Raw genomic sequence first — 20656 nt, 5'->3', positions numbered from 1 at the left:
GGGGCGGGCGGCGCGATCGGGTCATGGCCGGGTATCCGGAAATGGTCCATCCGTGTCATGTGCCGGATGCCCCGTCCTCCCTACGCTGAGAAGCCGAGCGCGCGGCGAATGACGACCGAAGACCGAAGACGGCTGATTGAGGTGACACGCGTGACTCCCGCAGGCGGTACGACGGTGCAGGACCACGTGGCGCTCGCCGAGATCGAACTGTGTGGTGAGCTGATCATCGCGGCGTCGACGGCGGCCGAGGAGCGGTTGAGCCAGGACCGGATCGACGAGATTCTGATGGGTATCTGGTCCGGCTGACGCGCTGCTGCCCGGGGCCGGATCAGGTGCGCAGGAGGCGGGCGATGGCCTTGGTGGCCTCCTCCACCTTCGCGTCGATCTCGGTGCCGCCCTTGACGGCGGCGTCGGCGACGCAGTGGCGGAGGTGTTCTTCCAGCAGTTGGAGCGCGAAGGACTGGAGCGCCTTCGTGCTCGCCGAGACCTGGGTGAGTATGTCGATGCAGTAGACGTCCTCGTCGACGAGCCGCTGGAGGCCGCGGATCTGGCCCTCGATCCGGCGCAGCCGCTTGAGGTGCTCGTCCTTCTGGTGGTGGTAGCCGTGGACGGCTCCGGAGCCCTCCGCTTCGATGGTCGTCATGCTTCCTCCCGTGGTCGGAACGATCGGTGCACACCTCGGTACACACCTGGCGCATACCCCTCGTGGGTATAGGGTACTGGGCCGCGCCGCGAGGGACAGGGGCCCGTGGTCCTCACTCTGCCCGATGGAGGACACTGGTGAACCGCCGGTTAGCCGTGGCCGGGGGATACGCCTAGCATCAGCCTGACCGAATCCAATGCACCCCGAGGACCTCACGTGCGATTTCGTCTGACCCCCAGGGAGACGAGCTTCTACGACATGTTCGCCGCATCCGCGGACAACATCGTCACGGGCTCCAAGCTCCTGATGGAACTGCTCGGAGCGGATTCCTCCGCCCGGGCCGAGATCGCGGAGCGGATGCGGGCAGCGGAACACGCGGGGGACGACGCGACCCACGCGATCTTCCACCAGCTGAACTCCTCCTTCATCACGCCGTTCGACCGCGAGGACATCTACAACCTGGCCTCCTCGCTCGACGACATCATGGACTTCATGGAGGAGGCAGTCGACCTGGTCGTCCTCTACAACGTGGAGGAGCTCCCCAAGGGCGTCGAGCAGCAGATCGAGGTGCTGGCGCGCGCGGCCGAGCTGACCGCCGAGGCGATGCCGCACCTGCGGACTATGGACAACCTCACCGAGTACTGGATCGAGGTCAACCGCCTCGAGAACCAGGCCGACCAGATCCACCGCAAGCTGCTCGCCCAGCTCTTCAACGGCAAGTACGACGCCATCGAGGTGCTCAAGCTCAAGCAGATCGTCGACGTGCTCGAAGAGGCGGCCGACGCGTTCGAGCACGTCGCGAACACGGTGGAGACCATCGCGGTCAAGGAGTCCTGAACCTCGTGGACACCTTTGCTCTGGTCGTGACCATCGGTGTCGCGCTCGGTTTCACATATACGAACGGTTTTCACGACTCGGCGAACGCGATCGCGACGTCCGTCTCGACGCGGGCGCTGACCCCGCGCGCGGCGCTCGCGATGGCCGCCGTGATGAACCTCGCCGGCGCCTTCCTGGGCAGCGGGGTGGCCAAGACGGTCAGCAGCGGCCTGATCGAGACGCCCACGGGCGCCACCGGCATGTGGATCCTCTTCGCGGCGCTGGTCGGCGCGATCGTCTGGAACCTGATCACCTGGTACTTCGGTCTGCCCTCGTCCTCCTCGCACGCGCTGTTCGGCGGCATGGTGGGCGCGGCACTGGCCGGCGGCACGGAGGTGATCTGGTCGGGCGTGCTCGACAAGGTCGTCATCCCGATGTTCGTCTCGCCCGTCGTCGGTCTGGTCGTCGGGTACCTGGTCATGGTCCTCATCCTGTGGATGTTCCGCCGGTCCAACCCGCACAAGGCGAAGCACGGCTTCCGTATCGCGCAGACGGTGTCGGCGGCCGCCATGGCGCTCGGCCACGGCCTCCAGGACGCGCAGAAGACGATGGGCATCGTCGTGATGGCGCTGGTCATCGCCGATGTGCAGACGTCCGAGGACGCGATCCCGGTCTGGGTCAAGATCGTGTGTGCCGTGATGCTGTCGCTGGGTACGTACGCGGGCGGCTGGCGCATCATGCGCACCCTCGGCCGCAAGATCATCGAGCTGGACCCGCCGCAGGGCTTCGCGGCCGAGACCACGGGCGCCTCGATCATGTTCGGTTCGGCGTTCCTCTTCCACGCGCCGATCTCCACCACCCACGTGATCACCTCGGCGATCATGGGTGTGGGCGCCACCAAGCGCGTGAACGCGGTCCGCTGGGGCGTCGCCAAGAACATCGTCCTGGGCTGGTTCATCACGATGCCGGCCGCGGCCGTGGTCGCCGCGCTGTGCTTCTGGGTCGTGGACCTGGCGTTCGTCTAGCCGGAGCTGCCCCCTGCCGGGGGTCCGGGGGGTGTCCCCCGGGGGATGCGGTACCACGATGCCGGCCGCGGCCGTGGTCGCCGCGCTGTGCTTCCGGGTCGTGGACCTGGCGTTCGTCCAGCCCCTGAACGAAAGCGGGCCGGCTCCCCCCACCCAGGGGGAGCCGGCCCTTTCTTTTTCTTTCGCCTTGCGGTGGCACCGCCATGCAGCACCGCAGGACGTCTGTGACCTCGGGGTTTAGCCGAAGCGGCCCGAGATGTAGTCCTCGGTGGCCTGGACGGACGGGTTCGAGAAGATCCGGTCCGTGTCGTCGATCTCGACGAGCTTGCCGGGCTGGCCGACCGCGGAGAGGTTGAAGAAGGCGGTGCGGTCCGAGACGCGGGCCGCCTGCTGCATGTTGTGCGTCACGATGACGATCGTGAAGCGCTCCTTGAGCTCGCCGATCAGGTCCTCGATCGCGAGGGTGGAGATCGGGTCGAGGGCCGAGCAGGGCTCGTCCATCAGCAGGACCTGCGGCTCGACCGCGATGGCGCGGGCGATGCACAGACGCTGCTGCTGGCCGCCGGAGAGGCCGGAGCCCGGCTTGTTCAGACGGTCCTTGACCTCGTTCCAGAGGTTGGCGCCCTTGAGGGACCGCTCCACGATGTCCGTGAGCTCGGACTTCTTGAAGCTGCCGTTCAGGCGCAGGCCCGCCGCCACGTTGTCGAAGATCGACATGGTGGGGAAGGGGTTCGGGCGCTGGAAGACCATGCCGACGGTGCGGCGGACCGCGACCGGGTCCACGCCGGCGCCGTACAGGTTCTCGTCGTCCAGGAGCACCTTGCCCTCGACGCGGCCACCGGGGGTGACCTCGTGCATGCGGTTGAGGGTGCGCAGGAAGGTGGACTTGCCGCAGCCGGAGGGGCCGATGAAGGCGGTCACGGAGCGGGGCTCCACGGTCATCGATATGTCATCGATGGCCTTGTGGGCGCCGTAGAAGGCGGACAGTCCGCTGACGTCGATTCGCTTCGCCATGAGGGGTCACTTCGCTTTCATACAGTCGCGTCAGCGACCGGTCTTCGGGGCCTTCCAGCGGGCGATGCCGCGGGCCACCAGATTGAGGATCATGACGAAGGCGATCAGGACGAGCGCTGCGCCCCATGCCCGGTCGTAGGAGGCTTCACTGCCGACCTTGTACTGCTCCCAGATGTACAGCGGGAGCGAGGACTGCGCGCCTTCGAAGGGGTTGCCGTTGATCAGCTGGGTACCGAAGACCAGCAGCATGATCGGCGCGGTCTCACCGGCGATGCGGGCCACGGCCAGCATGACACCGGTGGCGATGCCGCCGATGGCGGTGGGGAGCACGACCTTGAGGATCACGCGCCACTTCGGTACGCCGAGGGCGAGGGCGGCCTCGCGCAGCTCGTTCGGGACGAGCTTGAGCATCTCCTCGGTGGAGCGGACCACGACGGGCATCATCAGGATCGACAGGGCCATGGCGCCGGCGAAGCCGGAGGGGCCGAAGCCGAGCATCAGGTTCCAGGTCGTCAGGATGAACAGGCCCGCGACGATGGAGGGGATGCCGGTCATGACGTCGACGAAGAAGGTCACGGCCTTGGCGAGCGGGCCCCGGCCGTACTCGACCAGGTAGACGGCGGTCAGCAGGCCGATCGGAGCCGCGATCAGGGTGGCCAGGGCGACCTGTTCGATGGTGCCGAGCAGGGCGTGGTAGACGCCGCCGCCCTCGTCGAAGCTGGTCACGCCGTTCATGGAGTGACTGAGGAAGTTCCCGTCGAGCATCTTGAGGCCGCGGCTGATCGTGGTCCACATCAGCGAGAGCAGCGGGATGACGGCGAGGACGAAGCAGACCCACACCAGGGAGGTCGCGATGCGGTCCTTGGCCTGACGCCGGTTCTCGATCACCGCGCTCGCGGTGTACGTGATGACGACGAACAGGACGGCCGCAAGCAGGCCCCACTGGACCTTGCTCTGCAGGCCGAAGGCGAGGCCGATGCCGATGCCGAGGGTGATCGAGAGGGCCGCGATGCCGGTCGGTGCCCAGCGGGGCAGGCCGCCTCGCGTGAGGCTGGCGGGGGCGGCGGACTTGGGGGCCCGTGCGGGCCGCTGGTCCTGGAGTGCGTGGCTCATCAGGCGTTCGCCCCCGAGAAGTCCTTGCGGCGAGCGATGATCAGGCGAGCTGCACCGTTGACCAGCAGGGTGAGCAGGAAGAGGACCAGACCCGAGGCGATCAGCGCGTCCCGGCCGAACTCGTTGGCCTCGTCGAACTTCGCGGCGATGTTCTGCGCGAAGGTGCCGCCGCCCGGGTTCAGGACGTGGAACGAGATCAGGAAGCTCGGGGAGAGGACGGTCGCGACGGCCATGGTCTCGCCGAGTGCGCGGCCGAGGCCGAGCATCGAGGCGGAGATGACACCGGAGCGGCCGAAGGGCAGCACCGACATCCGGATGACCTCCCAGCGGGTCGCGCCGAGGGCCAGGGCGGCCTCCTCGTTCATGCGCGGGACCTGGAGGAAGACCTCGCGGCTGACGCTGGTCACGATCGGCAGGATCATGATCGCGAGCAGGATGCCGACGGTGAAGAGCGAGCGGGCGACGCCGACCTGGGTCTTGTCGAAGACGTACGTCCAGCCCAGGTACTCGTCGAGCCAGAGGTTCAGGCCGTTCAGCTGCGGGACGAGGAAGAGGGCGCCCCAGATGCCGTAGATGATCGACGGCACGGCGGCCAGCAGGTCGACCACGTAGGCGAGGGGCGCGGCCAGCTTGCGCGGCGCGTAGTGCGAGATGAACAGGGCGATGCCGACAGCGATCGGAACCGCGATGGCCATCGCGATGATCGAGCTGACGACGGTGCCGAAGAGCAGGACGGCGATGCCGAAGACGGGCGGGTTGGCCGACGCGTTCCAGTCGAAGGTGGTGAGGAAGTTCCCCTCGTTCTTCGACAGCGCGATCGAGGCGCGGTAGGTGAGGAAGGCGGCTATCGACGCCATGATCACCAGGAGCAGGATGCCGGATCCCTTGGAGAGCCCGGAGAAGATCTTGTCACCGGCGCGGCCGGTGGACCTTCCGCTCTTGGCGACGGGCGGAGCCGCGTCTGTCTGGGTGGGTGTGGTGGAAGCCATGGTCTTTCCGGTCTGTGTGGGGGGCAGGCCCCCTGGCGGCGATGCACCGGATTCGCCCCCACCGGGTGAAGTGGGGGAGGGCCCCCGAGGTGTCGGCTGCCCGGACGGGGGCGGGCCGACACCTCGGGGTCAGGATTTAGCCCAGCGACTTGATGACTTCGCGGACCTTGGCGTTGATCTCGGCCGGGATCGGCGCGTAGCCGTTCTCGAGGAGGACCTTCTGGCCCGCGTCCGAGGCGGTGTAGTTCAGGAAGGACTTGACGGTCGGGAGCGTCTCGGCCTTGTTGCCCTTGTCGCAGACGACCTCGTACGTCACCAGGACCAGCGGGTAGGCACCCTCGGCCTTGGTGGTGTAGTCGAGCTTCAGCGCCAGGTCGGAGCCGGTGCCGGCGATCTTGGCGGCGGCGATGGCCTTGGAGGCGTTCTCACCGGTGGCCTTGACCGGGGCGGAGGCGCCCGTGTTCAGGTCGACCGTCTTGATGCCCTGCGAGCTGGCGAAGGAGAGCTCGAAGTAGCCGATCGCACCGTCGACCTGCTTGACCTGGGCGGCGACACCGGCGGAGCCGGAGGCGGCCTGACCACCCTGGGCAGCCCACTTCTTGGCGGGCTCGAGCGGCCAGGCGTCGGGCGCGGCGGCCTTGAGGTACTTGGTGACGTTCTCGGTGGTGCCCGAGTCGTCGGAGCGGTGGAACGCCTGGATGGCGGTGGAGGGAAGCGTGACGCCCGGGTTCAGCTTCTTGATCGCCTCGTCGTCCCACTTCTTGATCTTGTCGTTGAAGATGTTGGCGACCGTGGCGGCGTCGAGGTTCAGCTTGTCCACACCGGCGACGTTGAAGCCGAGGGCGATGGGGCCGCCGACCATCGGCAGGTCGATGCCCTGGCCACCGGTGCAGACCTTCTTCGACTCCTCGACCTGCTCCGGCTTCAGCGCCGAGTCGGAGCCGGCGAAACCGACGGTGCCCTGGTTGAAAGCGACGATGCCCTCACCGGAGGAGGAGGACTTGTAGTTCACCTCGACGCCGGAGCAGGCGGCCATGTAGTTCTTCACCCACAGCTCGACCGCGTTCTTCTGCGCGGAGGAGCCGGACGCCAGGAGCTTGCCCTTGGCGTCGTCGCACTTGATGTCGCCCGCGGCGGCCGCGGAGGGCTTCGTCGTGCCGTCGGCGGTCTTGGTGTTGTCGTCCGAGCCGCACGCCGTGAGGACCAGGGCGCCGGACACGACAAGCGCACCGAGGGCGGAGGCACGAAGCATGTTCTTGCGCTGAAGCTTCACTTTCGGGTGTTCCTTCCAGAAGCCGCCGGCCGCTTTCTGGATCGGGGCGGCGTGCGAAGAGGACTGCGTCGGTTGCCCGGGTGAGCCGCTGTTCCGTTCGGCGACCCGCTCCGTGCACGACTGAAATTAGGCAGAACAGGTGAAGCGGCCGACCGGGGAGAGTGAACGGATGGTGAACCGTGGCGGACGACCCGGTGCGTTCCGGCGGCTCCATACACAGGCGTCATCATCCGTTACCCTGCCGTTATCTCGGCGTGACCGCGGGCTCAGGGAGCCAGATCTGCCGGAAATCGAAGCGCGCGGCCCCGGCCTCGTGGCGCTGGTCCGCGTGCAGGACGCCCAGGGCGTACGCCGTGGCCGGGGCGATGCGGGGGGTGCGCGCCGCGGTCGCCGAGGCGGCCGCCGCCTCGGCCGCGTCGCGGTGGCGGTCCAGGGCCTCGCCCGCCGCCGCGGCCCGCGTCACGTCCTCGCCCAGGGCTTCCCGGGCGTAACGGTGGACCCGCAGGAGGCGGCGTACCTCGTGCCAGCGGCCGTCGTGGTCCGCGTTGTACGGGTGCGTGTCCTCGGCCGGCGGCAATGTCGTGACCGCGGCCGACAGGCGGGTTTCGGCCACTGCCGCGAGGGGGACCAGGACGTCGTCCACCCGCCCCCGGGCCGCGACCACGTTCAACGGGACCTCGGAGGCGAGTACCGCGACCGCGTCCGCCACCGCGTGGAAGCGGGCGGAACCGAGTGCCTGGAGCGTGGCCGAGTGGGAGCGGGTCCGGGCCAGGGTCAGCTGGCGCTCCAGCAGCGCGCCCGCCCGTGCCGAGCCCACCGTAAGCGCGCCGGCCGAGCCGCGCGGCGCCGGGACCTCGGAGCTCCCCGACAGCCGGTGCAGCGCGTCCATCAGCCGGTCCAGCCGGGCGGCGTACGCGTGCTCGTCGGCCAGGGTCGAGGACAGCCACACCAGCTCGGTGCGCAGTCCGTCCGCCCAGGAGGACTCGGTCACCACCCGGAAGGTGGCCAGGGATCCGCTGATCCGGCGCGCAGCCCCCCGCAGGCTGCGCGCCGCATCACTGCCCTCCGCGGCATCCGCCCCGCTTTCCTCGTGCAGGCGCAGCCCGCGGAGGAAAGCGGTGGCCTGGGCGCGCAGGTACGCGCCGAGCACGTCACCCGCGCATGCCGTCGATTCATGGTTTGGCTGAGCCACGCCGGCGCCTCCGGGCGTCTATGAGCATCTCCTGTACGTGCCGCAGCGGCTGGCCTTCCGCGTCCGTGCTGTGCCGGGTCCACTCGCCGTCCGGGCCCAGGTGCCAGGAGGAGGTGGCGTCGGACATCCCGGTTTCCAGCATCCGGTCCAGGGCCGCGCGGTGGGCCGGGTCGGCGACCCTGACCAGTGCCTCGATACGACGGTCGAGGTTGCGGTGCATCATGTCGGCGCTGCCGATCCACACCTCGGGCTCGCCGCCGTTGCCGAAGGCGAAGACCCGGGAGTGCTCCAGGAAGCGGCCGAGGATCGAGCGGACCCGGATGTTCTCCGAGAGCCCGGGGACTCCGGGGCGCACCGCGCAGATGCCGCGGACCCAGATGTCGACCGGGACGCCCGCCTGCGAGGCCCGGTACAGCGAGTCGATGAGGGCCTCGTCGACGATCGAGTTCATCTTCAGGCGCACGTAGGCGGGGCGGCCGGCCTGGTAGTGGGCGGTCTCCTTGTCGATCCGGGCTATCAGCCCGTCGCGCAGCGAGCGCGGCGCCACCATCAGCCGGCGGTAGGTCTCGCGGCGCGAGTAGCCGGACAGCCGGTTGAACAGGTCGGAGAGGTCCGCGCCGACCTGCGGGTCGGCGGTGAGCAGGCCGAGGTCCTCGTAGAGCCGGGCGGTCTTGGGGTGGTAGTTGCCGGTGCCCACGTGCGAGTAGCGGCGCAGCGTGTCGCCCTCCTGGCGGACCACGAGCGACAGCTTGCAGTGGGTTTTGAGGCCCACCAGGCCGTAGACGACGTGGCAGCCGGACTCCTCCAGCTTGCGGGCCCATTTGATGTTGGCCTGCTCGTCGAAGCGGGCCTTGATCTCGACCAGTACGAGGACCTGCTTGCCGGAATCGGCGGCGTCGATCAGGGCGTCCACGATCGGGGAGTCGCCGGAGGTCCGGTACAGCGTCTGCTTGATCGCGAGGACGTCCGGGTCGGCCGCGGCCTGCTCCAGGAAGGCCTGCACCGACGTGGAGAAGGAGTCGTACGGGTGGTGCAGCAGCACGTCCCGCTCGCGCAGCGCGGCGAAGATGTCCGGCGCGGACGCGGACTCGACCTCGGCCAGGTCCCGGTGGGTGCCGGCGATGAACTTGGGGTACTTCAGCTCGGGCCGGTCCAGGGAGGCGATCCCGAAGAGCGCCGTCAGGTCCAGCGGGCCGGGCAGCGGGTACACCTCGGAGGCGTTGACCTTCAGCTCCTGCACCAGGAGGTCCAGTACGCCCGGGTCGATGGACTCCTCGACTTCCAGGCGCACGGGCGGGCCGAAGCGGCGCCGCATGAGCTCCTTCTCCAGGGCCTGGAGGAGGTTCTCGGCGTCGTCCTCCTCGACCTCCAGGTCCTCGTTGCGGGTCACCCGGAACATGTGGTGCGCGAGCACCTCCATGCCGGGGAACAGCTCCTCCAGGTGCGCGGCGATGACGTCCTCCAGCGGGACGTACCGGTGCGGGGAGGCCTCCAGGAAGCGGGAGAGGAGCGGCGGGACCTTGACGCGGGCGAAGTGGCGGTGGCCGCTGACCGGGTTGCGCACGACCACGGCCAGGTTCAGGGAGAGGCCGGAGATGTACGGGAACGGGTGCGCGGGGTCCACGGCCAGCGGGGTCAGCACCGGGAAGATCTGGTTGCGGAACAGCGTGAAGAGGCGGGCCTGCTCCTTCTCGGTGAGGTCCGGCCAGCGGATGAGGTGGACGCCCTCCTCGGCCAGCGCCGGGGAGATGTCCTGCTGGAAGCAGGCGGCGTGGCGGGCCATGAGCTCGCGCGAGCGGGTCCAGATGAGGTCCAGCACCTCGCGGGGCTGCAGGCCGGAGGCCGAACGGGTGGCGACGCCGGTCGCGATGCGCCGTTTGAGGCCTGCCACGCGGACCATGAAGAACTCGTCGAGGTTGCTCGCGAAGATCGCCAGGAAGTTGGCGCGCTCCAGGAGCGGGGTCGTCGGATCCTCGGCGAGTTCCAGCACCCGCTCGTTGAAGGCCAGCCAGCTGCGCTCGCGGTCCAGGAAGCGGCCGGGCGGGAGCTCGCCGCCGTCCTTGTCGTCGTAGGCGTCCAGGTCGGCGTCGAGATCGGGCTCGAGATCGACGTGCGGGCGGTGCGCGGAGATGGAGCCTATCCGCGCGTGTGCGCCGGTGACGGCCGTGTTGCCTGCGGCCGTGTTGCCTGTGGCGCCGGACGTGTGAGACGGGTGCTGGGCGGGGACCTCGGTGGGGCCTGCGCTGGACTTGTGGCTCATGACTCCATTCTTCCGCGCAAGCGGGAGGACAGGCGCGTCGGAAGTGTCGGCCGTCAGTCGGAGTCGGGGGTACATGCGGGGAGGGTCGCAAGCGCGTCTGAATGCCCGGTTAATGGCGTGTGGCTTCCCGGGTCTGCCGGGGTGCACGACTGCGTCCTGGCGGGCGTGGGGCGTGCCGGAGCGTGTGCCGGTGCGGCGCTGTCGCCGCGGGCGCCGCCCCCGGACCCTCCCCCGGGCTCCGGGGGACCTGCGGGGACGGGCCCGGGCGGGGCCGGATCCGGCGCCGCGGCACCGCTCAGCTCTCCGTGCGGTACATCAGGTCGACCTCGTGGGTGGTGAAGCCGAGGCCCTCGTAGACGGCGAGGGCCGCCGGGTTGTCAGCGTCCACATACAGCATCGCCGTCGGCAGGCCCGCCGCGGCGAGGTGGCGCAGGCCGATCGCCGTGAGGGCCTTGCCGAGGCCGCCGCCCTGGGCGCCGGGGCGTACGCCGACCACGTAGACCTCGCCCAGCTGCTCGGCCGTGTGGATCTTCGTCCAGTGGAAGCCGACCAGCTCTCCCTCGCGCTCGGCGAGGAAGAAGCCCTTGGCGTCGAACCACGGCTGGGCGATCCGGTCGCCCAGGTCCCGCTGGGTCAGCGCGCCCTGCTCGGGGTGGTGGGCGAAGGCGGCCGCGTTCGCCGCGAGCCAGGCCGCGTCGTCGGTGCCGGGCACGAAGGTCCGTACGGTGACACCCGCCGGGAACACCGGCTCCGGCAGCGGGCCCGCGTCCGGGCCGAGCGGCCGGCGCAGCTGGCGCAGCTCGCGGAAGAGGGTCAGGCCGAGCACCTGGGCCAGGTGCCGGGCGGCCGACTTGCCGCCGTGGGCCCACACCCGGATCCGCTTGCCGGAGGCGGCCAGCAGGGCCGTGCCGAGCGCCCGTCCGTGGCCCCGCCCGCGCAGCGCCGGGTGGATGACGAGCTCGGCGGCCGGGGCCTCCACCGGGTCGGTGTCCTCCAGTTGCCCGTATCCGGCGAGCCGGCCGCTCTCGGTGAGCAGGAAGTGCCGGATGCCCTCGCGCGGCCCTCCGCGCAGCTGGAGCCGCCCCTGCTCGGACACGGCCGTGGTCCCGTCGGTACGCGCCGCGTCCTCGATCAGGGCGAGCACGGCTTCTGCCTGTTCTTCCGTCAGCTCGTCGAGGGTCTCGATCTGCCGTCCCGGCTCCAGGGCCGCTGCTGCTGCGTCAGTCATACCCCGAGCCTACGACCGCCGGGGGTGCATGGCGGAGTGCGCCCCAGCGGCGATCCGTCTTCTGCGCGTAACCAGCTCGATACCGGCTACCCCCTGTCGTGCTACGCGCGTTGACAATAGGCTGCGGCGGACCTCCCAAGTTTGTCTCGCTGTCCGCAAAGGGGAATAAATGTCAGCGACGCCACAACGGCACCTCCGCGCCCGCCGGTTGACCCTCACCGCCCTCGCCGTCACGGCCGGGGCCGGGGCGATGGTCGCCGCCGCACTGCCGGCCGGAGCCGCGAGTGGTGGCGGTGCCGCCAAGAGCCGGACCGTCGACGTGCAGCTGCTGTCGTTCAACGACTTCCACGGCACGCTCGAGCCCCCGCAGGGCTCCTCCGGCAATGTGACCGAACGTCAGGCCGACGGCACCACCAAGGCCATACCCGCGGGCGGGGTCGAGTACCTCGCGACCAGCCTGCGCGAAGCCCGCAAGGGCCACGAATACTCCGTCACCGCAGCGGCCGGTGACATGATCGGCGGCAGCCCGATGCTGTCCGGTCTCTTCCACGACGAACCCACCGTCGAGGCGCTGAACAAGCTGAAGCTGGACGTCACCAGCGTCGGTAACCACGAGTTCGACGAGGGCAAGACCGAGCTGCGCCGCATGGCGTACGGCGGCTGTCACCCGGTCGAGGGCTGCTTCGAGATGGGCAAGGAGTTCACGGGCTCCGAGTTCAAGTACCTCGCCGCGAACGTCACGGACGAGAAGACCAAGCGTCCGCTGATGAACCCCACCTTCATCTGGAAGAAGGGGGACGTGAAGATCGGCTTCATCGGCGTCACCCTTGAGGGCACTCCGGACGTCGTGACCGCCGAGGGCGTCAAGGGCCTCAAGTTCGGCGACGAGGTCGAGACGATCAACAAGTACGCCGCCGAGCTGAACAAGCAGGGCGTGAAGTCGATCGTCGCGCTGATCCACGAGGGCGGTCTGCCCGCGAGCGGCGCCTACAACTACGACTGCGACGCCCCGGGCGCCGGCGCCGGCATCTCGGGCGCGATCGTGGACATCGCCAAGAACGTGGACCCGAAGGTCGACGCCCTGGTGACCGGCCACACGCACCAGGCGTACGCCTGCAACATCCCCGACCCGGCGGGCAACCCGCGCATGGTGACCTCGGCCGCCTCCTACGGCCGGCTGTTCACGGACACCGCCCTCACCTACGACCGGCAGACCAAGGACATCGTCCGTACGCCGGTCAGCGCGCCCAAGCCGGTCAACAAGGTCGTCACCCGGGACCAGCCCAAGGCCGCGGACATGACCGAGCTGATCCAGCGCTGGAGCGCGCTGGCGGCGCCCGTCGCCAACCGCCCGCAGGGCTTCATCTCCGCGGACATCCCGGGCCGCGGCTCGGAGGCGTACGAGAAGCCGCTGGGCGACCTGATCGCCGACGCGCAGCTCGAAGCGCTGGCTCCGGCCGACAAGGGCGGCGCGCAGCTGGCCATCATGAACCCGGGCGGCATCCGTGCCGACCTCGCGTACAAGGCCTCGGGGGCCGAGGGCGACGGTGTCGTGACGTACGGCGAGTCCTACACGGTCCAGCCGTTCAACAACCTGATGAACATCGTGGACCTGACCGGCACGCAGCTGATCACCGCGCTCCAGCAGCAGGTCAGCGGGCCGGTCAACGGTCCGAACCCGAAGATCCTGCAGGTGTCGAAGGGCTTCACCTACACCCTGGACATGACGAAGACGGGTACGGACCGCATCGTCGTGGACTCGGTGAAGCTGAACGGCGCGGCGATCGACCCCGCCAAGACCTACCGGGTCGCGATGAACGAGTTCCTCGCGGGCGGCGGTGACGGCTTCACCGTCCTGAAGGAGCACAAGAACAAGCTGGTCGGCGCGCCCGACCTGGAGTGCTTCAACGCCTTCCTGGCGAAGTCGACGGCGACGAGCCCGATCGCCCCGCCGGCGCCGGGCCGGATCACGGTCGTCAAGTAACACCCGCGTACAGCACGCCCGGAGGGGCGGTGGGCCCGTCGGCCCGCCGCCCCTCCGGCTTTCCCGCTCCGCCGCTCCGCACCCCCGTACCGGAGCGGTCGGACGGGCGGTCAGAGGGCCGACAGGAACGCCGCGACGGCCTCGTGGACGCCCTGCGGGTCGGTGAAGGGCACGAAGTGGTCCCCGTCCAGCGGGGTGTACGAGGTCTTGGGGCGCCGTGTGACCATCGCGTCGGCCGTGCCCTGCGGGAGGCCCTGGCTGCGGGTCCCGTGGATCAGTACGGCCGGGCAGGTGCTCGCGAGCCAGGCGTTCCAGTGGTCGCCGCGGCAGGCCTCGATGGAGTCGAGCATGTCCTGCGGATGGAACGGCAGCCGCCAGCCCTCGCCGGAGGGGAGCGGGCGCAGGGCCTGGGCGACGAACAGGGAGCCCACGGGCCCGGCCGCGCCGAGGAGTTCCTCGCGGGTGGGCGCGGTGTACCGCATGCCGCGGAGGAAGCCGAAGAGGGCCCCCTCGGTGTTCGGGTTGATCTCGACGCCGGCGTCGATGCCGATGAGGGCCGCGATCCGGCCGGGGTGGGCGGCGGCCAGGTGGTAGGCGTTGAGCCCGCCGAGGGAGTAGCCGAGGAGGGCTACGGGGGCGTCGAGGCCCAGGTGGTCGAGCAGGGCGACGGCGTCGCCGACGTAGCCCTCGCGGGTGTACTCGGGGGCGCGGTCGGAGTCGCCGTGGCCGCGCTGGTCGGGGGCGATGACCCGCCAGGTGTCGCCGAGGTGCTCGGCCAGGCCGGCGAAGGCGAGGCCCTCGGACATCCCGCCGTGCAGGGCGAGCAGCGGGCGGCCGGTGCCGCCGAAGTCCACGTAGGACAGCGTGCGGTCGTCGATCTTCAGCTCGTGGCGCATGGCGTTGCTCTCCCCTGGGTGCTGGTCGGTGGGTCGGTCATCAGCCTGCCAGGAGTTGGGCAAGCGCGCAATACGATCGTCTAGCGCGCTTGCCCAAAAGGAGGGCGCGGATACGATCCCGGCATGGGAAATCGCGAGGACCTGCTGGCCGGAGCCCGGCGCTGCCTGGAGGAGAAGGGCTATCTGCGCACGACCGTGCGCGATATCGCCACGGCCTCGAACGTGAGCATGGCCGCGATCGGCTACCACTTCGGATCGCGCGACGCCCTGCTCAACCAGGCGCTGTTCGGCGCCATGGAGGAGTGGGCCGCCGGGTCGGGCCGGCTGCGCGGACAGGGGGACACCGCCGAGGATCGGTACGCCGACACCTGGGACCGCAAGATCCGGGACTTCGGCGAGATGCGCTGGCTCTGGACCGCCTCCGTCGAAGCCTTCGTGCACGCGCAGTCCCAGCCGGAGCTGCTCGCGATCCTGGCCGAGGGGCAGCGGCGCAACCGGCGCATGGTGGCCGCCGTGCTGGCCGGGGTGTCCGAGGAGGAGGTCACCGAGGAGGACGTACGCGCCCTCGGCTCGCTGCACATCGCGCTGCTGACCGGGGTGATGGTGCAGAGCCTGACCGACCCGGAGCAGGCCCCGAACGGCCGTGAGCTCGCCCAAGGGCTGCGCAGGATGGCCGAGTTGCTAGAAAGCTGACCTCTACCGACGGGTAGTAAAGCCCGGTGCCGCACGCCATAATCCGGTGCCACCAACCGGGTCGGCAAAGGGGCGGGCATGGCACTGGATCGTCGGGCATTTCTGATCGGAGCGGCCGCGGCGGGCGCGGGGGCGGTGATCGGGACGGCGGTGGCGACGCCCGCCGCCGCCGGCACGCTGGGCACCCAGGACTGGATGGCGGGTCTGGCCGACTCCACCGCCCTCCAGCGGATGACCATCCCCGGCACGCACGACTCCGGCGCCCGCCAGGGCGGGCTCTACGTCGCCTGCCAGAACACCTCGATCGCCGAACAGCTCGACTCGGGCATCCGGTTCCTCGACGTCCGCTGCCGCGTGGCGGGCGGCTCCTTCGCCATCCACCACGGGTCCTTCTTCCAGAACCTGATGTTCGGCGACGTGCTCGTGGCCTGCTGGAACTTCCTCGCCGCGCATCCCACCGAGACCGTGCTGATGCGGCTCAAGCAGGAGTACTCGACGGACAGCGACGCCACCTTCCGCGCCGTCTTCGACGACTACCTCGACCACCGCGGCTGGCGCCCGCTGTTCCGGATCGCCGACACCCTGCCCTCGCTCGGCCAGGCCCGCGGCAAGGTCGTCCTGCTCGCGGACAACGGCGGCCTGCCCGGCCTGCGCTACGGGGACGGCAACGTCTTCGACATCCAGGACGACTGGAACGCCGAACCGTTCGCCAAGCGCGGCAAGATCGAGAACCACTTCCGCAAGGCCGTCCAGCAGCCCGGCAAGCTCTTCGTGAACTACACCAGCACCTCGGCGTACATGCCGCCCCGCTGGAACTCCGACCGGCTGGGCCCGCAGGTCCACGCCTTCGTCGACGGCGGGGAGCTGGTCGGCCGGACCGGGCTCGGGATCGTCCCGATGGACTTCCCGAACACCCGCTCCGGCCTCGTCGCCTCACTGATCCGGCACAACTGACGGCTCGGGCGGCGGCGGCGTCGGCGCCCCCGGGATGCGGAGCACCGCCTCCGTGCCCGGGCCGCCGCCGGCCGCCGCCCGCAGCTCGGCGCTCCCGCCCGCGCGTGCCACCGTACGGGCCACGATCGACAGGCCCAGGCCGCTGCCGGGCAGGGCACGGGCCGACGGGGAGCGCCAGAACCGCTCGAAGACGTGCGGCAGGTCCTCGGCCGGGATGCCCGGACCGTGGTCCCGTACGGTCAGCTCGCCGGCCCGCAGCGTCACCTCGACCGCGCCGCCCGGCGGGCTGAACTTCACCGCGTTGTCCAGGACGTTGACCACGGCCCGCTCCAGGGCCGCCGCCTCGCCCCGTACGTACCAGGGCTCCAGGGCGGAGCTGAAGCTCAGCTCCGGACCGCGCAGCCGTGCCCGGGACAGCGCGGCCCCGGCGATCTCGTGCAGGGCCACCACCTGGAGCGGGCCCGGGGACACGGCGTCCGGGCGGGACAGCTCCTGGAGGTCCCCGATCAGCGCGGCCAGCTCCGTCATCTGCGCCTTGACCGAGGCCAGCAGCTCCCTGCGGTCGTCGGGCGGGATGGCCCGGCCGGTCTCCTCGCTGCGCGCGAGCAGCTCGATGTTCGTACGGAGCGAGGTGAGGGGGGTGCGCAGCTCGTGCCCGGCGTCCGCGATCAGCTGCGCCTGGCGCTCCTGGGAGGAGGCCAGGGCCGCCGTCATCGAGTTGAAGGACCGCGACAGGCGGGCGATCTCGTCGTCGCCCTCGTCGGGGATCCGTACGGTCAGGTCCTCGGTCCGGGCGATGTGCTCGACGGCGCCGGTGAGTTCGTCGACCGGCCGCAGCCCCGTACGGGCCACCCACAGCCCGGCCGCGCCCGCGCCGAGGACGCCTATGCCGGAGACGAACAGCAGGATCCAGGCCAGGGTGGACAGCGGCTTGTCGATGTCGGCGAGCGGCTTGGCGACCGCGATCGCGAAGAGCGGGCCGCCGGGCTGGGCCCGCGCGGGGATGGTGTAGACGCGCATGCCGACGCCGTCGTCCGTGGTCTCGTCGTGCAGGACCCGGCCGAGGCGTCCGGCCGCCACGTCCTTGTCGGTCTGGGTGACCGGCAGGTCGGTCCGGCCGCTCACCCAGCAGTGACTGCCGTCGGCGGCGAGGATCTGGACCGTCGGGTTGAGGTTTCCGGCGATGTCCGGCTGAGCCTGGGCCGGCGGCGACGCACAGCCCTGGTTCAGGCGGCGGACCACCTGCTCGCTCGGGTTCGTCGCCCGCAGGGACTGGTCCAGCTGGTTGCGGAGCTGGGTGCGCACCATCACCCAGGACACCGCCGCGACCGCGGCCACCGCGAGCGCCACCGCCACCGTGACCAGCAGCGCCAGGCGGGAGCGCAGCGGGAGGGCGCGGAATCTGGCGGCCGGGTTCATGCGGCTCACTCGGGCCCGCTCTCGCCGGCGCGCAGGACGTAGCCCACCCCGCGCACGGTGTGGACCACGCGCGGCTCGCCGCCGGCCTCGGTCTTGCGGCGCAGGTACATCACGTAGACGTCCAGGGAGTTGGAGCTCGGCTCGAAGTCGAAGCCCCAGACGGTCTTGAGGATCTGTTCGCGGGTCAGGACCTGGCGCGGGTGCGCGAGGAACATCTCCAGCAGGGTGAACTCGGTACGGGTCAGCTCCACCGGGCGCCCGGCCCGGGTGACCTCGCGGGTCGTGAGGTCCATGCGCAGGTCGCCGAAGGTCAGCGCGTTCTCGTGGGCCACCTCGCCGGCCTGCGGGACGGCGTAGGAGCTGCGGCGCAGCAGGGCGCGGACGCGGGCGAAGAGCTCGTCGAGCTCGAAGGGCTTGACGAGGTAGTCGTCGGCGCCCGCGTCGAGGCCGGTGACGCGGTCGCCGACGGTGTCGCGGGCGGTGAGCATCAGGACCGGGGTGACGCTGCCTGCGGCGCGCAGCCTGCGGGCCGCCGTGAGGCCGTCCATCCGGGGCATCTGGATGTCCAGGACGATCAGGTCGGGGGCGTACGAGTCCGCCGTGTCGAGGGCGTCGAGCCCGTCGACGGCGGTCTGTACGGCGTACCCCTCGAAGGCGAGGCTGCGGCGCAGGGCCTCGCGTACGGCCGGCTCGTCGTCCACGACGAGGATCCGCTGCTGGTCGCCTTCGGCCGGATTCATCTCGGTCCCCCAGGGGTGGTTTTCGGGTGGCACGTACCAGGATCCAGGGTCTCAGTAGGAGGTGCCGAAGCCGTTGGCGGCGCTGCCGGAGCGGCTGCTCCCGGAGCCCGTGCCGGTGCCGGTGCCGCCGGGGCCGCCCTTGCGGAGGGAGTCCAGGTCGGCCTTGATCGTGTTGACCGGGATGGCGAAGCCGAGGCCGACGCTGCCGGCGGTGGAGCTGTCGCCGGCCGGGGAGTAGATCGCGGAGGGCATGCCCACGATCTCGCCGTTCAGGTTGACGAGGGCGCCGCCGGAGTTGCCGGGGTTGAGGGAGGCGTCCGTCTGGATGGCCTTGTACGAGGTGGTCTCCGACCCCGTGTTCCCGTTGAACTGCTGTCCGTCGTACGAGAACGGCCAGCCGCCGTTGCCGCCCTGGCGCTGCGGCGACCGCTGCTCGGACTTCGGGACGTTCACCTCGCGGTCGAGTGCGGAGACGATGCCGCTGGTGACCGTGCCGGTGAGGCGGTCGGGGGAGCCGATGGCGACGACCTGGTCGCCGACCTTCAGGCTGCCGGAGTCGCCGAGCTTGGCGGCCCGGAGACTTCCCCCTGGGCCTTCGGCCTGGGAGGTACCCCCAGCGCCCTCCAGCTTGATCAGGGCCAGGTCCTTGCCCGGGTCGGTCCCGACGATCTTGGCCTTGTACTTCTTGCCGTCGCTCATCGTCACCTGGATCTCGGTGGCGCCGCTGACGACGTGGTTGTTGGTGACGACCTCGCCGTCGGCGGTGACGACGATGCCGGAGCCGGTGCCCTGGCCGGAGCCGGTGCGGGTGTCGATGCGGACCACGGAGGGGCTGACCTGCTCGGCGACGCCGGCGACGGTGCCGTTGCTGGACTGCGAGACGTTGGTGCCGTTGACGCCGCGGCCCCCGGCGGCGTCGTGGGAGCCCATCAGCTGCTGGACGGCGGCCGCGGTGCCGCCGCCGACCACGGCCGCGGCGAGGGCGACGGCGGCGAGCAGCGCGACCGGCCGCTTGGCGCGGGGGGCGGCGTGCGTCGCGGGGACCTGGGCCGTCGGGGCCGCCGGGACGGTCTCCCCCTGGATGACGACCGGGGGCTGGTGAGCCTCGTGCCACCCCGGCGCGGCGGGCGGGTACACGGGCGGCGGCGGGTAGCCGCCTGCCGCGGCGCCCTGCGCCGGCCGGGTCGGGCGGTTCTCCTGCGGGTACTCGCCTTCGCGGCGGAAGCTGTCGGTCATGGTGATGACTCTGTCCGCGGTTCATGAGAGCTTCCTGAGTCCCCGCTGAGAAGCCCGACAGAACCGCGTATGCCCGATATGAATCCCGGCGGAGGTGCCCGGCGCCGACCGGGCCGGGCATGCCGTCCGGCTCGACGCCCTAACGGCAGCCGCAGGACCGGCGGATCACCAGCGCCGACGGGAACTGCTTGAGCCGTTCCCGGCGGGAGCCGGCCACGCGCAGGGCGTCGTCCAGGACCAGGTCCACCGCCGCGCGGGCCATGGCCGGGCGGTCCGAGGCGATGGTGGTGAGGGGCGGGTCCGTCAGGGCCGCTTCCTTCACGTCGTCGAAGCCGGCGACGGCCAGCTCCCCGGGCACGTCGATCCGCAGCTCGCGCGCGGCCCGCAGCACGCCGATGGCCTGGTCGTCCGTGGCGCAGAAGATCGCCGGCGGGCGGTCCGGGCCGGACAGCACCTCCAGGGCCACGGTGTAGGCGTCGTAGCGGTTGTACGGGGCCTCGAAGAGCCGGCCCTCCACCGAGCGGCCGGCCTCCAGCATCGCCCGCCTCCAGCCCTCGACGTGGTCCGCGACCGGGTCGCCGACCGACGGGGTGTTCTCGACCCCGCCGATGCATGCCACGTACGCGTGCCCGTGCTCCAGCAGGTGCCGGGTCGCGAGCTGCGCGCCGCCGATGTCGTCGGTGATCACCGCGACGTCGTCGATGGCCTCGGGGCGTTCGTGCAGCAGCACGATCCGGGCGTCCCACGCCTCGATCTCCGACGCCGCGCGCTCGCTCATGCCCTGGCTGACCAGGATCAGGCCCGAGACCCGCATCCCGAGGAAGGCCCTCAGGTAGTGGACCTCGCGCTCGTCGCGGTAGTCGGAGTTCCCGACGAGCACCATCTTTCCGCGCTCGGCGGCGGCCTGCTCGACCGCGTGCGCCATCTCCGCGAAGAACGGCTGACGGGCATCGGGGACGATCATGCCTATGAGATCCGTGCGCCGCGAGGCCATCGCCTGGGCGACCCGGTCCGGGCGGTAGCCCAGATCCTTGATCGCGGCGAGGACACGCTCGCGCGTGGCCGGGGCAACCGGCCGGGGTCCGTTGTTGATGACGTAGCTCACGACGGCGGTAGAGGTACCCGCAAGTCGCGCCACGTCATCCCGCGTCACCTTGGCCACGCGCGAAGTCTACGCGGGG

Annotated in this window: 19 protein-coding genes; 6 read left to right on the top strand and 13 right to left on the bottom strand. The window is 70.6% G+C overall.

Translation table 11 applies throughout. The features are described 5' to 3' along the window. Window positions 1-108 precede the first annotated feature (108 nt). The gene (locus OG429_RS18435) at window positions 109-306 is read left to right on the top strand and encodes a hypothetical protein (RefSeq protein ID WP_328926413.1); all 198 of its coding nucleotides are present in this window, start codon (window positions 109-111) and stop codon (window positions 304-306) included. A 22-nt stretch (window positions 307-328) separates the two neighbouring features. Here OG429_RS18435 and OG429_RS18430 read toward each other — a convergent pair whose 3' ends face one another. Further along, entirely contained in the window at window positions 329-643 is a 315-nt protein-coding gene (locus OG429_RS18430) for a metal-sensitive transcriptional regulator (protein ID WP_030009310.1), read from the bottom strand. Window positions 644-859: 216 nt separating this feature from the next. On the opposite strand from OG429_RS18430, the gene OG429_RS18425 reads away from it, so the two are divergent. Both OG429_RS18425 and OG429_RS18420 read left to right on the top strand, forming a co-directional pair. Then, a complete protein-coding gene (locus tag OG429_RS18425) occupies window positions 860-1480 on the top strand; it encodes a DUF47 domain-containing protein (RefSeq protein WP_008742369.1) in 621 nt (206 codons plus the stop codon). A gap of 5 nt (window positions 1481-1485) precedes the next feature. Continuing rightward, window positions 1486-2484, top strand: a complete 999-nt coding sequence (locus OG429_RS18420; protein WP_328926412.1) for an inorganic phosphate transporter — start codon at window positions 1486-1488, stop codon at window positions 2482-2484. A gap of 237 nt (window positions 2485-2721) precedes the next feature. Here the strand turns inward: OG429_RS18420 and pstB are convergent, their stop codons facing one another. The 7 genes from pstB to mshD form a co-directional block, all read right to left on the bottom strand. After that, complete coding sequence (gene pstB / locus OG429_RS18415; protein ID WP_328926411.1) at window positions 2722-3498, bottom strand: phosphate ABC transporter ATP-binding protein PstB; 777 nt, start codon at window positions 3496-3498, stop codon at window positions 2722-2724. A 30-nt stretch (window positions 3499-3528) separates the two neighbouring features. Then, window positions 3529-4611: a phosphate ABC transporter permease PstA gene (gene pstA / locus OG429_RS18410; RefSeq protein ID WP_328926410.1), complete on the bottom strand. Its 1083-nt coding sequence runs from the start codon at window positions 4609-4611 to the stop codon at window positions 3529-3531. Then, on the bottom strand, window positions 4611-5600 hold the full coding sequence (gene pstC, locus OG429_RS18405) for a phosphate ABC transporter permease subunit PstC (protein ID WP_328926409.1): 990 nt from the start codon (window positions 5598-5600) through the stop codon (window positions 4611-4613). Before pstC ends, pstA begins: the two co-directional genes overlap by 1 nt. Before the next feature lie 136 nt (window positions 5601-5736). Continuing rightward, window positions 5737-6873: a phosphate ABC transporter substrate-binding protein PstS gene (gene pstS / locus OG429_RS18400; RefSeq protein WP_328926408.1), complete on the bottom strand. Its 1137-nt coding sequence runs from the start codon at window positions 6871-6873 to the stop codon at window positions 5737-5739. Window positions 6874-7117: 244 nt separating this feature from the next. Then, window positions 7118-8065: a CHAD domain-containing protein gene (locus tag OG429_RS18395; RefSeq protein ID WP_328926407.1), complete on the bottom strand. Its 948-nt coding sequence runs from the start codon at window positions 8063-8065 to the stop codon at window positions 7118-7120. After that, the gene (locus OG429_RS18390; protein WP_328926406.1) at window positions 8046-10325 is read right to left on the bottom strand and encodes an RNA degradosome polyphosphate kinase; all 2280 of its coding nucleotides are present in this window, start codon (window positions 10323-10325) and stop codon (window positions 8046-8048) included. Before OG429_RS18390 ends, OG429_RS18395 begins: the two co-directional genes overlap by 20 nt. 295 nt (window positions 10326-10620) lie before the next feature. Continuing rightward, on the bottom strand, window positions 10621-11553 hold the full coding sequence (gene mshD, locus OG429_RS18385; RefSeq protein WP_328926405.1) for a mycothiol synthase: 933 nt from the start codon (window positions 11551-11553) through the stop codon (window positions 10621-10623). A 169-nt stretch (window positions 11554-11722) separates the two neighbouring features. Between mshD and OG429_RS18380 the strand changes: the two genes are divergently transcribed. Continuing rightward, complete coding sequence (locus tag OG429_RS18380; RefSeq protein ID WP_328926404.1) at window positions 11723-13537, top strand: bifunctional metallophosphatase/5'-nucleotidase; 1815 nt, start codon at window positions 11723-11725, stop codon at window positions 13535-13537. A 110-nt stretch (window positions 13538-13647) separates the two neighbouring features. On the opposite strand, the gene OG429_RS18375 is transcribed toward OG429_RS18380, so the two are convergent. Next, on the bottom strand, window positions 13648-14433 hold the full coding sequence (locus OG429_RS18375) for an alpha/beta fold hydrolase (protein ID WP_328926403.1): 786 nt from the start codon (window positions 14431-14433) through the stop codon (window positions 13648-13650). Between the two features lie 123 nt (window positions 14434-14556). On the opposite strand from OG429_RS18375, the gene OG429_RS18370 reads away from it, so the two are divergent. After that, complete coding sequence (locus OG429_RS18370; protein ID WP_328926402.1) at window positions 14557-15126, top strand: TetR/AcrR family transcriptional regulator; 570 nt, start codon at window positions 14557-14559, stop codon at window positions 15124-15126. A gap of 78 nt (window positions 15127-15204) precedes the next feature. Beyond that, window positions 15205-16080, top strand: a complete 876-nt coding sequence (locus OG429_RS18365) for a phosphatidylinositol-specific phospholipase C (protein WP_328926401.1) — start codon at window positions 15205-15207, stop codon at window positions 16078-16080. Here OG429_RS18365 and OG429_RS18360 read toward each other — a convergent pair. The 4 genes from OG429_RS18360 to OG429_RS18345 form a co-directional block, all read right to left on the bottom strand. Continuing rightward, window positions 16060-17499 (bottom strand): sensor histidine kinase, encoded by a 1440-nt coding sequence (locus tag OG429_RS18360; protein ID WP_328926400.1) that lies wholly within the window; start codon window positions 17497-17499, stop codon window positions 16060-16062. The genes OG429_RS18365 and OG429_RS18360 overlap by 21 nt on opposite strands. A 5-nt stretch (window positions 17500-17504) precedes the next feature. Next, a complete protein-coding gene (locus OG429_RS18355) occupies window positions 17505-18239 on the bottom strand; it encodes a response regulator transcription factor (protein WP_328930329.1) in 735 nt (244 codons plus the stop codon). A 51-nt stretch (window positions 18240-18290) separates the two neighbouring features. Beyond that, complete coding sequence (locus OG429_RS18350) at window positions 18291-19475, bottom strand: S1C family serine protease (protein ID WP_328926399.1); 1185 nt, start codon at window positions 19473-19475, stop codon at window positions 18291-18293. A 139-nt stretch (window positions 19476-19614) separates the two neighbouring features. Next, window positions 19615-20637, bottom strand: a complete 1023-nt coding sequence (locus tag OG429_RS18345) for a LacI family DNA-binding transcriptional regulator (RefSeq protein ID WP_328926398.1) — start codon at window positions 20635-20637, stop codon at window positions 19615-19617. Window positions 20638-20656 lie beyond the last annotated feature (19 nt).

Source organism: Streptomyces sp. NBC_00190, from assembly GCF_036203305.1.
Taxonomy (GTDB): domain Bacteria; phylum Actinomycetota; class Actinomycetes; order Streptomycetales; family Streptomycetaceae; genus Streptomyces.
Note: the sequence above shows the minus strand (reverse complement) of the source record. Positions and strands in the feature narration are given on the sequence as shown.

Bases quoted from the DNA above. Each gene is read 5' to 3' on its own strand.
- OG429_RS18435 (WP_328926413.1), top strand. From the start codon at position 109: ATGACGACCGAAGACCGAAGACGGCTGATTGAGGTGACACGCGTGACT.
- OG429_RS18430 (WP_030009310.1), bottom strand. From the start codon at position 643: ATGACGACCATCGAAGCGGAGGGCTCCGGAGCCGTCCACGGCTACCAC.
- pstB (WP_328926411.1), bottom strand. From the start codon at position 3,498: ATGGCGAAGCGAATCGACGTCAGCGGACTGTCCGCCTTCTACGGCGCC.
- pstA (WP_328926410.1), bottom strand. From the start codon at position 4,611: ATGAGCCACGCACTCCAGGACCAGCGGCCCGCACGGGCCCCCAAGTCC.
- pstC (WP_328926409.1), bottom strand. From the start codon at position 5,600: ATGGCTTCCACCACACCCACCCAGACAGACGCGGCTCCGCCCGTCGCC.
- OG429_RS18390 (WP_328926406.1), bottom strand. From the start codon at position 10,325: ATGAGCCACAAGTCCAGCGCAGGCCCCACCGAGGTCCCCGCCCAGCAC.
- mshD (WP_328926405.1), bottom strand. From the start codon at position 11,553: ATGACTGACGCAGCAGCAGCGGCCCTGGAGCCGGGACGGCAGATCGAG.
- OG429_RS18380 (WP_328926404.1), top strand. From the start codon at position 11,723: ATGTCAGCGACGCCACAACGGCACCTCCGCGCCCGCCGGTTGACCCTC.
- OG429_RS18375 (WP_328926403.1), bottom strand. From the start codon at position 14,433: ATGCGCCACGAGCTGAAGATCGACGACCGCACGCTGTCCTACGTGGAC.
- OG429_RS18370 (WP_328926402.1), top strand. From the start codon at position 14,557: ATGGGAAATCGCGAGGACCTGCTGGCCGGAGCCCGGCGCTGCCTGGAG.
- OG429_RS18365 (WP_328926401.1), top strand. From the start codon at position 15,205: ATGGCACTGGATCGTCGGGCATTTCTGATCGGAGCGGCCGCGGCGGGC.
- OG429_RS18360 (WP_328926400.1), bottom strand. From the start codon at position 17,499: ATGAACCCGGCCGCCAGATTCCGCGCCCTCCCGCTGCGCTCCCGCCTG.
- OG429_RS18355 (WP_328930329.1), bottom strand. From the start codon at position 18,239: ATGAATCCGGCCGAAGGCGACCAGCAGCGGATCCTCGTCGTGGACGAC.
- OG429_RS18350 (WP_328926399.1), bottom strand. From the start codon at position 19,475: ATGACCGACAGCTTCCGCCGCGAAGGCGAGTACCCGCAGGAGAACCGC.